9 protein-coding genes are annotated in these 13,774 nt (G+C 73.7%); 2 read left to right on the forward strand and 7 right to left on the reverse strand.

Translation table 11 applies throughout. The features are described 5' to 3' along the window. Positions 1–7: 7 nt before the first annotated feature. The 7 genes from ACLIRP_RS10290 to ACLIRP_RS10320 all read right to left on the reverse strand — a co-directional run bounded on the left by ACLIRP_RS10290 (position 8) and on the right by ACLIRP_RS10320 (position 11,549). Positions 8–646 (reverse strand): GNAT family N-acetyltransferase, encoded by a 639-nt coding sequence (locus ACLIRP_RS10290; protein ID WP_412060360.1) that lies wholly within the window; start codon positions 644–646, stop codon positions 8–10. A 23-nt stretch (positions 647–669) separates the two neighbouring features. After that, the gene (locus tag ACLIRP_RS10295; protein ID WP_412060361.1) at positions 670–3,537 is read right to left on the reverse strand and encodes an EAL domain-containing protein; all 2,868 of its coding nucleotides are present in this window, start codon (positions 3,535–3,537) and stop codon (positions 670–672) included. A gap of 62 nt (positions 3,538–3,599) precedes the next feature. Then, a complete protein-coding gene (locus ACLIRP_RS10300; RefSeq protein ID WP_412060362.1) occupies positions 3,600–5,423 on the reverse strand; it encodes a CRTAC1 family protein in 1,824 nt (607 codons plus the stop codon). Next, the gene (locus ACLIRP_RS10305; protein WP_412060363.1) at positions 5,420–7,609 is read right to left on the reverse strand and encodes a vanadium-dependent haloperoxidase; all 2,190 of its coding nucleotides are present in this window, start codon (positions 7,607–7,609) and stop codon (positions 5,420–5,422) included. Before ACLIRP_RS10305 ends, ACLIRP_RS10300 begins: the two co-directional genes overlap by 4 nt. A 110-nt stretch (positions 7,610–7,719) precedes the next feature. Next, entirely contained in the window at positions 7,720–8,712 is a 993-nt protein-coding gene (locus tag ACLIRP_RS10310; protein WP_412060364.1) for a glycerophosphodiester phosphodiesterase, read from the reverse strand. Positions 8,713–8,802: 90 nt separating this feature from the next. Beyond that, positions 8,803–9,039, reverse strand: a complete 237-nt coding sequence (locus ACLIRP_RS10315) for a hypothetical protein (protein ID WP_412060365.1) — start codon at positions 9,037–9,039, stop codon at positions 8,803–8,805. An 86-nt stretch (positions 9,040–9,125) separates the two neighbouring features. Continuing rightward, positions 9,126–11,549: a TonB-dependent receptor domain-containing protein gene (locus ACLIRP_RS10320; RefSeq protein WP_412060366.1), complete on the reverse strand. Its 2,424-nt coding sequence runs from the start codon at positions 11,547–11,549 to the stop codon at positions 9,126–9,128. A gap of 148 nt (positions 11,550–11,697) precedes the next feature. Between ACLIRP_RS10320 and ACLIRP_RS10325 the strand changes: the two genes are divergently transcribed. Both ACLIRP_RS10325 and ACLIRP_RS10330 read left to right on the forward strand, forming a co-directional pair. After that, a complete protein-coding gene (locus ACLIRP_RS10325) occupies positions 11,698–12,858 on the forward strand; it encodes a sensor histidine kinase (RefSeq protein ID WP_412060367.1) in 1,161 nt (386 codons plus the stop codon). Next, positions 12,851–13,642, forward strand: coding sequence for a LytR/AlgR family response regulator transcription factor (locus tag ACLIRP_RS10330; RefSeq protein WP_412060368.1), 792 nt, complete (start codon positions 12,851–12,853; stop codon positions 13,640–13,642). The genes ACLIRP_RS10325 and ACLIRP_RS10330 overlap by 8 nt, the downstream gene beginning before the upstream one ends. The last annotated feature ends 132 nt before the right edge of the window (positions 13,643–13,774 follow it).

Consider the following 13,774-nt stretch of genomic DNA (forward strand, 5'->3'; position numbering starts at 1 on the left):
CGCGCGCTCAGCCGGCGTGCGCACCCGGGCCCTGCGGCGCTCGCGCCATCCCCCAATACAGGTGCCCGCCCGGCACACGCCGCTCGCCGACGACCCGGAACCCGCGCGCCTCGTAGTACGGCAGGTTCGACGGCGTCGATGTTTCAAGGTAGATCGCCCGGCCCGCCGCGTCCGCCTCGGCGACGATGGGCGCCAGCAGCGCGCTCCCGAGCCCGGTCCCCTGCGCCTCGGGCTCGACGCCCAGCAGCAACAAGTACCAGTGGCCGGGCGGCGCGGCTTGGCGGCGCAGCGCGTCGATCGTGTCGGACAGCTTTTTGAGCCGCCACATCGCGGCCACCCCGTACCGGGGCAAGAACCCGAGCGCGCCTGCCCGGACGCCTGACGCCAGCCCGACGCCGTGGCCGGGCGCGATCCACACCGACTGCCCTCGCCCCTGCTCGTCGACGTAGACCCGGCCGCCGCCAAACCCGAGGCGCGGCACGAGCACACCGTAGTACCACCGCAGCGCGCGGCGGCGCTCGTCGGGGTCGGGCCAGAGGTAGACGCCGCCGGCGTCGTCGGCGAACGCCGCGCTCATCGCCCGGCCCAGCCGGTCGGCGTCGTAGACGGAGACCGTGGCGCGGCGGACGTCGGGGGGAGGCGGCATGTCCGAAGACTACCGCGCTCGCGCTACGGCAACCAGTACGTATGCCAGGGCAGCACGTCGGCCGTCGCGAGCGCGAACGCGGCCTCGACCGACAGCGGCCGGTCGAACAGGTAGCCCTGCCCGAACGCGCACCCGACGGCCTGGAGCGCGCCCAACTGGTCGGCGTCCTCGATGCCCTCGGCGACGACCGACTTTTCCAAGATGCGCCCGAGGTGGACGACCGTCTCGACCAGCTTGTGGCTCTGGTCGCGGGCCATCATGTCGGCGACGAACGAGCGGTCGACCTTGACGCAGTCGACGGGCAGGTTGTGCAGCGTCGACAGTGACGAGTAGCCCGTGCCGAAGTCGTCGAGCGAGAACCCGACGCCGCCGGACTGGAGGCGCCGCAGCGCTGCCGACACGGACTCGGGGTCGTCGACGAGCACCTGCTCGGTGATCTCGAGCGACAGCGCGCCGGGCCGGATGCCGTGCCGCGCGACGGCCGCCAGCACGTCCTCGGTGAACGCGTCCGTGAGGAGGTCGCGGCCGGAGCAGTTGACGTTGAGCTGAAGCGACGGCCGGTTCGCCCCCCGGGCGTCCGCCCACGTCGCGGCGACGCGGCAGGCCTCGACGAGCACCCAGCGGTCGACGGCGGTGAGTTGGCCGCTCTCTTCGGCGGGCCCCAGAAAGGCGATCGGCGGGAGCAGGCCTAAGTCGGGGTGCTCCCAGCGGACGAGCGCCTCGAAGCCCGTCAGCGCGCCGTCGGAGAGCCGGACGATGGGCTGGAACAGCAGGCGCAGCTCGTCGCGCTCGACGGCCTGGCGGAGGTCCATCTCGAGCCGCAGCTTGTGCGTGACCTCGGCGTGGACGGCCTCGCTGTAGATGGCGACGCCCCCGCGCCCCTCGGCTTTGGCCTCGTACATCGCAAGGTCCGCCTCGCCGAGGAGGGCGTCCGGCGTGTCGTGGTCCGGACGCCCCACGACGACGCCGAGCGAGGCCCCGGCGTAGAGCCTCCGCCCGTCGATGTCGACCGGCGCGGCGAGGTCGTCGATGACGCGGGCCGCCACGTTCTCGGCGTAGCCGGGCGCGGGCAGGCCGTCGAGGAGCACGGCGAACTCGTCCCCCCCGATGCGTGCAACCATGTCGCCGTCGCGGATCACGGCGCGCAGGCGGTCGCCGACCACCTGAAGCAGCCGGTCGCCGGCCGTGTGGCCCAGCGTGTCGTTGACGACCTTGAAGCGGTCGAGGTCGAGAAACAGCACGGCGAAGCCGTCGCTCAGGTCGTAGCGCGCGATCACCTCTTCGAGGCGGACCGAAAAGAGCGCCCGGTTGGGGAGGTCGGTCAGGGCGTCGTGGTACGCCTGGTGATAGAGACGCTCCTCCATCTCGACTCGGTCCGTCACGTCGCGGGACGAGGTCTGCAGCCGGACCACGGCCCCGCTCTCGTCCACGATCGGCTTGGTGAGGGTCTCGAGCCACACGTACCGCCGGTCGCGGTGGCGGACGCGCACGACCACGCTCACGTCGTCCTCGTTTTGAAGTGCCGGCCGGTGGCTCCCCGTGCGGACGGCGACGGTATCGTCCGGGTGGATCAGATCGTAGGGGTTGGTTCCGACCAGCTCATCGGGCGCGTAGCCGAGCAGCGTCGTGACCGACGGGCTGACCCACTCGTAGGTGCCGTCGGGGTTGTGCAAGGCCACCAGGTCCTGCATGTTCTCGGCGAGCAGCCGGTAGCGGGCCTCGCGCGAGCGGAGCCGGCGGGTCGCCGCGACCCGCTCGGACACGTCGTGGTAGAGCCAGAGGTGGCCGACCTGGCCGTCGCCCAGCGTCACGGGGACGTAGTCCCGCTCGAACGTGCGGCCGTCGGCGAAGTCCACGGGCTCGGCGAAGACCTGAGCGCCGTCGCGGAGCGTGGCCTCGACGCGCGCTCTGGCGGCCTCGGGCTCGGCAAACATCGGAAGCGCGCGCTCGAGCGCGGCCACGCAATCCCCGCCGACGAGGGCGTCGGGCGGCGCGTCGATCCCAAAGATCTCGCAGAACCGCTCGTTGGCCAGCAGGAGCTGGCGGTTCGCATCCTCGAAGATGACGCCGCCCTGGATGTTCTGGATGAGCGTCGTCAGCCGCTGCGCCGTCTCGTCGAGGGCGCGGCGGTCGGCGTGCCAGTCGGTCAGGTCGCGGACGATCACGAGCACCTCGCCGCGGTCGGGGTCCGGGCTGACGCGCGCCTCGAAGGTCCGCTCGACGCCGTCCGACGTGACCAGGTCGTACTCGACCTCCTCGGGGTCGCCGGAGTCCAGCGCCCGGCCGATGGCGCCGAGAAAGCGGTCCGCGAGGTCCGGGGGGATCGCGTCGTGGAGGGTCCGGCCGACGAGCTCGTCGGCGGGCGCCGCGAGCGCGTCGGGGTCCGGGGTGTGGACCTGGAGGTAGCGGCCGTCCCGGTCGAGCCGGAAGAGGAGGTCGGGCAGGGCCCGGAGCAGGGTGCCCTCCCGGGCCGCCCGCTCGCGGATTTCGGACTCCTGCGCTACGCGGTCGGTCACCTCCTCGACCCAGTACGAGTAGTGCTCGTCGTCGTCGCCGGCCGGGCTCACGACGGCCTCCAGCCAACGCGTGCCCTCGGGCGTCTCGTGGGGGTACCGAAACCGGACGGGCCCGTCGGCCTCGGCGCACGCGCGGTAGTGGTGGAGCCAGCGCTCGAGGTGCTCCGGGGGCACGCCGAGGTCGCTCGCGAGCCGGCCCGAGGTGGCGTCCGGCGTCGTCCCGAAAAAGGCCGCCGCCGCGGGGTTGTCGGCCACGTGCAGGATGTCATCGGCCCGGAGCCCGACGACGCCCATCATCAGCGGGGCCGTCTCGAAGAGATGGCGGAGCACGTCGGCCGGGACGGGCGGCGGGGCGGGGGCGGAGGGCGTCGGCACAGACGTTTCGGGGAGACCCCTCCCCTATCGAAGCGACCCGGACAGGATTAAACCCGGCCTGTTTAGCGGCCCGTGGCGACCACCCGACCCGCCGACACGCCGCTCGCGCCGCGCACGCGCCACACAAACAGGCCCGCCGACGGCGCCCGCCACCGCACGACCCGGCGGCCGGACCCGGCGACGGACTCAGAAAACACGACCCGGCCCAGCACATCGACGACCTCGACCCGGACCGGGCCCGGCGCGTCGACGGCCAGCCGCACGTCCCCCGCCGTCGGGTTCGCGCCGAGCACCTCCGCGCGCAGCGACGACGCCGGGCGCGCGGGCGTGTCGGTCGGGTTCGCCAGCCCCCCGCCCTCGACCACCTTCACTCGGCGCCGTACCGGGAGGTCGAGCACGCGGTCGACCTGGCCACTCGGCCACCGGACCACGAGCGAATCGACGCGGAGCGCGGTGCCGAGCCCGAGGTGGACCGGGATCAGGTTGGCGGCGAGGTACTGCGCCCCGTGGTGGCTCCCGGCGTGGACCCGGCCGTCGGCCCACGCGGCGACCGTCGCGCCCAACCCGTCGCGGTTCGAGGCGGTGCCCTCGAGCTCGACGTCGAGCCACGTCCCCTGGTCGAGGGTGTTGCGGTAGAGGTACGGCGCCCGTTCGATGTTGGAGACCAGCAGGTCCTGGGCCCCGTCGCCGTCGTAGTCGAAGGCGGCCACGCCGCGGGCCGCTTGCGAGTCGTCGACCCCCATCGCGCCGTCGACCCGGGCGAAGGCGAGGGGCGTGCCCCCGTCGTTGCGGAAGAGGTAGTTGGTGTCGGTCGACGTCGTGTTGAGGCCGGTGACGACGAAGAGGTCGTTGTCGCCGTCGTTTTCGAGGTCCACGAACTCCGTCCCCCAACCCCAGCCCGCGATGTCGACGCCCGCCGCCTGGGCGCCGTCGGTAAAGACGCCCGGCGCGGTCTGCAGGAAGAGCGGGTTGCGCTGGTCGCGCGACGGCGTGGCGACGTTCGTGAGGTAGACGTCGAGCAGGCCGTTGCCGTCGGCGTCGCCGAGCGCGACGCCCATGCCGTAGTTGTCGTCCTCGAGCCCAAACTCGGCGGTCGCCTCGCGGAACGTCCGGTCGCCGTTGTTGACGTAGAGCCGGTTGGGGCCCGCGCCGTCGAGCGTGTCGACGTCGGTCGTGAGGTAGAGATCGGTGAGGCCGTCGGCGTTCGCGTCGAAGGGGAGCGCGGCCCACGTCCGGTTCGGCTCGTCGAGGCCGGCGGCGGCCGAGCGCTCGGCGAAGGTGCCGTCGCCGAGGTTGTCGTAGAGCCGGTTGCGCAAGTCGGCGGCGGGCCCGTAGTCCCACCACCCGCCGATGTAGAGGTCGAGGTCGCCGTCGTGGTCGTGGTCGAACCAGACGGTCGTGTTCGAGATGTAGCCGCCGCCGGCGTCGGCGCCCGAGACGCCCGCCGTGTCGGTGACCTCAGTGAAGGTGCCGTCGCCGTCGTTGTGGAACAGCTGGTCCGGCCCGACGTGGCCCAGGAAGAGGTCGGGCCAGCCGTCGTTGTCGTAGTCGCCCCAGGCGGCGGCGTACTGGAACCCGAACCCGCGCGTGTCCTCGACGGTCGCCGCCGTCCGCGCGGCCAGCCCCGAGGTCAGCGTGACGTCGCGGAAGGTGCCGTCGCCGTTGTTCGCGAACAGGCGGCTCCACGTCCGCACGTCGCCGGGGTCGTAGGCCGGGCGGGCGACGATGTAGACGTCGAGGTCGCCGTCGCGGTCGAAGTCGGCCACGGCCACGCCGTTCGTGTTGCTGATCCCCCCGATCCCGGCGTCGAAGGTGGCTTGGACAAAGCCTTGGGCGCTGGCGGCGCTCGCGGTGAGCGCGAGGACGAGGGCGAGGCGGGCGGTCATCGGACGACGGAGAGCGTGGAGTGGAACACGTCGGCGCCGGCACGGGCGCGGACGACGTAGAGGCCCGGCGCGAGCCCGTGCGTGTCGAGCGTCGCCGACCCGCCCCGGAGCGCGAGCGTCGCGACGCGGCGGCCCCGCACGTCGAGCACGTCCGCCGCGCCGTCGGCCGTGCCGAGCCGGACGGCGACCGGGCGCCCAGCGCGGACCGGCGACGGGGACACGGTCAGGGCTGGCGTCAGCGGCGCGGGCTCGGTCGCGACGGGCCGGCGGCCGGCGAACAGCTCTTCGGCGTAGGCCACGGCGTCGAGGCCGACGTCGATGCCGAGGATCCGGCCCGGCAGGTCGTCGGCGGGCGGGTGGATGCCGCCCCAGATCCGCGACAGGCTGCACTGGTCGGCGGCGTCGCGGTACGTCGCCCACTGGAGGGTGATGGTCTCGCTGGGGCCCTCCTCGAAGACGAGGAACTCGTTGGCAGGCGCTACAAACTCGCCCATCCCGCCCGGGAAAAACGGGTCGCCCGTCGCGCGCGTGAGCACCTCGGCGGCGGCGCGCGAGAACGTCGAGTGCCCGGAGACGTAGCCCGCGAACGGCGGCGTCACGAACGTCGGCCGCTGGTACGGCCACCACTCGGCGGCGCGCACCCAGCCGACGCCGGCCTCGTCGACCTCGGGGTCGTCGATGGCGTCCGGCCCGCGCCAGCCCCAGATCTTGAGGTCCCCCACGAACTGGCCGCCGGCGCCCGCGAGCGGGTCGCCGGTCCCGATCCGCTCGACGACGCCGGCCGTCAGCCCGAGACCGCCGGGGTGGTAGTCGGGCGCGCCCGGCTCGGAGCTCTGGCCGAGCGCCGCGACGGCGCGGATGGCCGAGACGGGGCGGATGTAGTCGTACCAGCCCTTGAGCCCCCACGCCGTCACGGCCGCGTCGTGGACGGCGCCGCCGAGCGCGAGGTACGTCTTGACGTCCCATTCGAGGTCGTCGAGGACGGGCCCCTCGCCCGCCCAGCGCTTGACGAGGTCGGGGTGGTCGGAGACGGTGTTGAGCAAGGTGTACCAGTGGCCGGGCGGCGTCTCAGAGTCGGGCCCGTCGGCCCAGAACTCGGCCAGCACGCGCGTGTAGTCGCCCCGCGCGACGACGTTGGGCGCGTACGGCTGGCCGGTCGCCGGGTTGACGGCGTGGCCCGTCCCGATGGCCCCTTCGCCCGCGTCGCGGTAGAACTGGCGGACCGCCTCCGGCGTGTCGGGGAAGGAGCGCAGGTCGCCGAGCGTGGCGGGCGAGATGTCCCACCGTTCACCGTCGGCGGGGTCGAGGTGGCCGGACCACTCGGCGACCAGGCCAAAGCCCCAGAGGTAGTCGGCGGTGCCCCCGCCGCCGTCGGGCTGCCACAGTGGCGGGCCGCCGGGGGTGCCGTAGAGCGTGTACGCCTGGCCGTCGCGCTCGACAAACGTCCGGCCCGCCGGGTCGAGCGCGAACGGCCGCACGGCGCCCCACTCGGGCCCCACGAACGCGGGGACGCCGCCGGGAAACTCGTTGCCCGACTGGTCGACGAAGACGTCAAAGCTGAGCGGTTGCCAGCGGTTGAGGTCCACGATGTCCGGGTTGCCCGGCTCGGCGGGGTCGAGCGGCGGGTTGACGGGTTGGTACCCGAGCGGCTCGTAGCCCAGCGCCTCGTTCGCGCCGTCGACGCGGCCGTAGGCGATGAGGCAGGCGCCGATCGTGTTGCCGAGCGCGGCCGGCGACCCGCCCTCGGTCGTCGTCACGGCGGGGTCGTAGCCGAGCTCGGCCATCAGCGCGTCGAACGTCGGGAGCGACAGGATGGCGCCGGGCGAGTTGCGGAAGCGCCACACGAGCAGCCGGTAGGCGGCGTAGCTCATGGCCTCCTCTCGCGCCGCCTGTCGGTCGGTGGGCGGGTCGGGGCTGGCGTCGCACGCGACGGCGTTGAGCGAGCGGCCCACGAGGTACGGCGCCGCCGCGTCGTCGTAGGCCGCCCAGGCGTCGTACATCGCGACCGACGCGTGGAAGAGGTTGCGGGCGTGGACGGTCGGCCGCGCGAGGTCGGTGCGGATGGCGTCGAGCGTGACCTCGTTCCAGGCCCGCGCGACGCTGTGGTCCTGGGCATCCGCGGCGCCCGCGAGCAGCGCGACGGCGACGGCGGCGAGCGTGCGCCAGCGAGAAGGTCGGAGAGTCATCGGGCCCATCGGTGCCAGGGGTGCAGGGCGTGCGCCGGCCCCGGCGGAAGGTACAGGACCCGGGGAAACCACAGGTTGCCGCACGCCCGGATCGCGCGTGGGCCGTCGGCTCACCCTCCCTCCTCCCCCCTCAGCGCGGCGACCACGAGGTCGGGCGCGTCCGCGAAGAGGCCGTCGACGCCCGCCGCGACGAGCGCCCGCGCCTCGGCGCCCAGGTCGCCGTGCCTCGCCGGGTCGTCGCCGGACCGGAGCGGCGCCGGCAGAAAGCCGTTCTCGGGCCGCAGCGTCCAGGCGTGTACCGCGAGCCCGGCGGCGTGGGCGTCGGCCACAAGGGCGGTCGGCGCCAGCGTCTCGGGGTCGAGCACCATCGCCTTCGCCACGCCGATCGCGTCGGCGTAGGTGGCGACCGTCGCGAGCCCGGCGGGCGTCAGCATCTGCTCGTACGTCCGCTCGGGGCGGTCCGCGGGCACGGCGCCGGGCATCGCGAGCTGCACCAGCCGGAGGCGCGTCATCCCCCGCAGCAGCTCCAGATTTCCGACCTCGAACGACTGGATCCAGACGGGCGCCTCGCGAGCGAGGTACCGCGAGGCGTGGAGCGCGGCCACGAGCGGCGTCTCGAGCGGGAGCCCGATCCGGCGGAAGTGCGTCGGGTGCTTGGTCTCGGGGTAGAGCCCGACCGGGCGCCCCCGCTGGCGGCCGAGCGCGCTCGCGAGCGCCAGGACCTCGGCGAACGTCGGGATCTCGAACCGGCCGTCGAGCGCCGCGCTCGCGGGGCGGAGCGCGGGCAGCCGCTCGACCGCGCGCAGCGTCTTCAGCTCCGCCAGCGTCAAGTCCTCGGTGAACCAGCCCGTCGTCTCGACGCCGTCGATGGTCTTCGTCGTGCGGCGGTCGGCAAACTCCGGGCGGGCCGCGATGTCGGTCGTCTCGGAAATCTCGTTCTCGTGGCGAGCGACGAGCACGCGGTCGCGCGTCATCACCAGGTCCGGCTCGATTACGTCCGCGCCCTGCTCGACCGCCAGCGCGTACGCCTCCAGCGTGTGCTCGGGGCGATACGCGCTGGCGCCCCGATGGGCGATGACGAGCACGGGGTCGGGGGCGGTCACGGCGGGTCGGAGCGCGGGAGTGCCGCAAGATGCGTCCGGCCGCGCGCTCCGTCTGCCCTGACGGCCTGGGGCCCTACCTCTGGATACCCTTCACAACGCGTCCGTCCGGCGCGTCCTCGCTGGTGGCGTCCAACAGATCAGCCGGGCCCCGCTCGGGAGCTGGACCCCATCGCGGCCGCGGCCGATGTCGCCCAGCAGGATCGACGTGCGGTCGGTCGCGGGGTCGTAGGCGACGAGGCGTCGCTGGGCGAGCGATCCCCACACGAACGTGCCGTCCCACACGGGGAACGCGCTGCCCGCCAGCTGGACGAGGCCTGACGGGGCCATGTTGAACTCGGGGCCCCAGGCCTTGAGCGGGGAGCAGGGCGTTGAGCGGGCGCCAGCCCCAACGGAGGGGTGACCGAGGCCGGAGGCTAGAACTCGTCGCCCCCGTCGAAGTCGCCGCCGTCGCGCTCGCCCGGGTCGCGGTCGCGCGTGCGCGCCTGCTGGCCGAACGTGTACGACAACGTCACGCCGACCTGGCGGCCGCCCCACGTCCGCGAGAGCTCCTGGAAGAGCTCGGGCTGGTCGAGGGTGTACGCGAAGCCGCTCTGGTTGAACGGGTCGCGGAGCTGGACGGTCAGCGAAGCGCGGTCGTCGAGCAGCTTCTGGCGCAGGGCGAGGTCGACCGAGACGCGCGAGTCGATGCGGGCCTGCTCGGTCTCGATGGGGGCGCTGTAGCGGGCCGTCGTCTGGAGGGCCAGGCCGCCGAGCCCGAGCCGGTCGCCGAGGTCGTAGGTCGCGTTGAGCCGGCCGCCCCAGCTGAACCCGTCGCTGGCCACGTCGCCCGTCGAGGTCGTCGTGCCGTCAGTCTTGAGGCGGAAGCCCTCCAGGCTCGCGTACCCGCTCAGCCCGCCCACGTCCTCGAACGACGAGACGAGCTCGACGCCGTAGCTGTCCGACGTGTCCAGGTTCTCGAAGGTGCGGACCGTCACGCCGTCGTCGCGGATCGTCAGGAAGCGGCGGATGACGTTGGTCGTGTGGCGGTAGTAGGGCGTCAGCGAGACGGAGCCCCAGGGCACGAACTGCGTCACGCCGGCCTCGAACGAGGACACGTACTCGGGCTGGAGCGCCGGATTCCCCTGGCGGATGTTGAGCGGGTCGTCGAACGACGGGAACGGGTTGAGCGCCCGCGTCCGCGGCCGGTTGACGCGGCGGCTGTAACTGGCCTTAAAGGTGGTCGCGTCGCTCGGCGCGAACGACAGGAACGCGCTCGGGAAGAGGCTCGCGTAGTCGTTCTCGTAGGTCTCGTCGCTGGTGAGCAGGTCGAACGTCGTCGTCGCCTGCTCGGCGCGGAGGCCGACCTGGGCGCCCAGGCCGCCCCACTCGCCGCCCGCCTGGACGTAGAGCGCTTGGACCGACTGGTCGAAGTCGAACGTGTTGCTCTGGTCGAGGTCGGTCACGAAGACGCCGTCGGCGCCGGCCGTCTCGGCGGCGAGCGTGCTGCCCAGCGCCTGCCAGTCGCCCTTGTAGCCTGCGTCGAGGCGGAGCGTCCCGAGCGCACGGGTGTAGTCGATCTGGACCGAGGCCTCGCGGTCGGAGTCGTCCTGCGAGGACCGGCGCGCGGGCGTGAGGTCGCCGGCCCCGTCGAGCAGGGTCTCGAGGTAGGCGCTGTCTTCGGTCTCCTGGGAGGCCTCGGCGCGGCCCTCGACGGTGAGCCGGTGGCCCTCGCCGAACTGGTGGACGAGCCCCAGGCGGGCGTCGAGCGAGCGGCCGTCATCGACCTCGGTGACCTCGCGCCCGAACCCGAAGACCGGCGCGCCGTCGAGGCCCTGCACGAGCGTCTGGCCGATCTCGGTCTCGTCGCCAGCGCGCGTGCCGAGCTGGAGCTGCGACGTGAGCGTCGTGGCGCGGCTGAGGGCGTAGTCGGCGGAGAGGTTGACGAGGGCCGAGGTCCGCGTCCGGTCGCCGGCCTCCTCCTCGGTCCGGGTCGTCGGGTCGGTGTCGTAGCGGTTGATGCGGAAGCCGTCGCCGCTGCCGGGGCGGACGTCGTCGCGGAGCCCGACCGTCGCCGCGAGCGACCACGGGCCCTTCCCATAGGTCACCGCGGCCGTGCCATCCAGGCCGCCGTTCGAGTCGGTCCCGGCCGACACCGTCCCGCCGACGCCGCGGTCCGTGTTCTGCTTGAGGACGATGTTGATGACGCCGCCGACGCCGTCGGGCTCGAAGGCAGCCGACGGGTTGGGGATGATCTCGACGCGCTCGACGGAGCCCGCCGGCAGGCTGGCGAGATACGACGCCAGAAAGTCGCCCTGGACCGGCGCCGGGCGGCCGTTGACGAACACGGCCACGTTCCCGGCCCCCCGCAGCGACACGTTGCCGTCGACGTCGACGTCGACCGAGGGCAGCGTCGCGAGCACGTCGGTCGCCGAGCCGCCGTCGGAGACGGGGTCGTCGGCCGTGGCGTAGACGGTCCGGTCGATCCGCGTCTGGACCTGGGTCCGCCCGGCCGTCACGCGGACCTCGCCGAGGGCCGCCGCGCTCGGCACGAGCCGGATCGCGCCGAGGTCGGTCTCGCCGCCGACGACGGCCACGCCGCGCTGGCGGGCGGGGTCGTAGCCGACGAAGCTGGCGACCACGTCGTACGTGCCGGCCGGGACGCCCTCGACGCGGAAGTCGCCGTCGAGCGTCGTCGTGGCGCCGCCGACGAGCGTCGAGTCGGGCCCGGCGATCTGCCAGACGGCGACGGTCGCCGTGGGCAGCGGGAGGTCGCCGTCGAGCACGCGGCCGGTGACGGCGCCGGTCTGGGCGGCGGCGGCGGGCGCCAGCAGGGCGAGGAGAACGAGGAGGCGGAGCATCGAATCGGGGGGCGTGGAGCGAGAGAGATAGGGCTTTTCGGGGCTCCGGATCCGGGGCCAGGCACGAGATGCACGGGGGCGTCACGAGCCGCACGCCTGCGGTCATGAGCCCTCTTAGACTGGGCCGCCCGACCCCTAGATTGCGGCCATGAACAGCGCCCCTGCCCCGCCCTCGCGCCCGTGGTCTCGCCGGACCGAGGGGCTGCTCGCGGTCGGGTTCTGGCTGGCGCTCGGCACGCTCGCCGTGGTCCGCCGGGCGGTCGGGCCGTGGCACGAGACGGCGGGGATCCCCGCGAGCGACGTCGTGGAGACGCTGGCCGAGTACGGGCTGTGGGCGCTGCTGACGCCGCTCATCTTCTGGCTGGCGCGGGCCTATCGGATCGAGCGCGAGGGCCTGGCCCGGCGGCTCGCCGTCCACGTGCTGATCGGGGTCGGCGTCGCGGTCGCCGTCGGAGCGCTCACGCGGGGCGTGCTCCGGCCGGTCCTTTCGCCGGAGCTCGCCGCCGCGCGGCCGTGGTCGATGGCCGAGATGGTCACGGGCCTGCGGTTCCTGGACGAGCTCATCATCTACCTCGCCGTGCTGGCCGCCGGCGCCGCCCGCGACGCGCTGCTGCGGCTGCGCGAGCGCGAGGCCGAGGCGTCGCGGCTGCTCGCCGACCGCGTCCGGTTGGAGGCCCAACTCACCGAGGCCCGGCTGTCGGCGCTGCGGATGCAGCTCAACCCGCACTTCCTGTTCAACACGCTCAACGCCGTCAGCGCGCTCGTCGAGCGCGACCCGGCCGGCGTGCGGACGATGATCGCGCGGCTGTCGTCGCTGCTGCGCCGCGTGCTCGACGACAGCGGCGCCGCCGAGGTCCCGCTCCGCGACGAGCTCGCGTTCGTGCACGACTACCTCGACGTCCAGCGCGTCCGGTTCCAGGGCGGGCTCGAGGTCGAGGAGGCGATCGCGCCCGACGTGCTCGACGCGCTCGTGCCGCCGCTCCTGCTCCAGCCGCTCGTCGAGAACGCCGTGGGCCACGGGGTCCGCAGCCTGGAGGGCGTCGTCGGCCGGCTCCGGCTGGCGGCCCGGCGCGACGGCGGCCGGCTGGTGCTGGCGGTCGAGGACAACGGGCCCGGCCTGGCGGGCGGCGACGGGCTCGGGGGCTCCGGCGGCGTCGGGCTCACGAACACGCGCGCCCGCCTCGACGCGCTCTACGGCGGCGACGGGGTGCTCTCGGTCCGCGACCGGCCCGAGGGCGGCGTCGTCGCGGAGGTGACCCTCCCCTACCGCACGGTCGCCCCCCTCGACGCCGCGCCCGCCGATGGCTGATCTCCGCGTTTTGGTCGTCGACGACGAGCCGCTCGCGCGCCAGCGCGTGCTCGACCTGCTGGCTCGTGAGTCGGACGTCGCCGTGGTCGGGACGGCCGCCACGGGCCGCGCGGCCGTCGCGGCGATCGCCGAGCACGGGCCGGACCTCGTCTTCTTGGACATCCAGATGCCCGGCCTGGGCGGGCTCGACGTCGTTCGTGAGGTCGGCGCCCGGGCGATGCCGGCCGTCGTGTTCGTGACGGCCTACGACCAGCACGCCCTCGCGGCGTTCGACGTGGCCGCGGTCGACTACCTCTTGAAGCCGTTCGACGACGACCGCTTTGCGCAGTCGCTGGCGCGGGCGCGCGAGGCCATCCGCCTGCGCGAGGTCGACGGCCTGCGCGACCGGCTGGCGGCGCTCCTGGGCGCCGACCGGCCCGCCGCGGCGCCCCCACCGGCCGAGTACCTCGAGCGGATCGCCGTCGACATGCGGGGCCAGACGCGGCTCGTGCCCGTCGCCGACATCGACTACATCGCCTCCGACGGGCCCTACGCCGAGGTCCACGTCGGGGCCGAGGTCTACGTCGTCCGCGAGCGGATGCAGGCGCTGGAGGACCGGCTCGACCCCGCGCTCTTTTTCCGGATCCACCGCTCGACGATCGTCCGGATCGACCGCGTGGAAGCGCTGCTGACGGCGCCGGGCGGCGACTACGCCGTCCGCCTGCGCGACGGGACGCGGCTCAGCCTGAGCCGCACGCGCCGGGACGCCTTTACCCAGCGCTTGGGCATCGACGCGGCGGAGTAGTCCCCAGGGGCCAATTCGGGAGGTTGCCACCGGCCGTCGAGTAGAGCGTTCCCGCGAGCGCACCGAGGCCTTCGAATTGTCCAAGGCATGTGCGCGTTACTCTGCCTGTGTGTCGTGCGACGACATCCGCAT

This window comes from Rubrivirga halophila (genome assembly GCF_046845755.1).
Taxonomy (GTDB): Bacteria; Bacteroidota; Rhodothermia; order Rhodothermales; family Rubricoccaceae; genus Rubrivirga.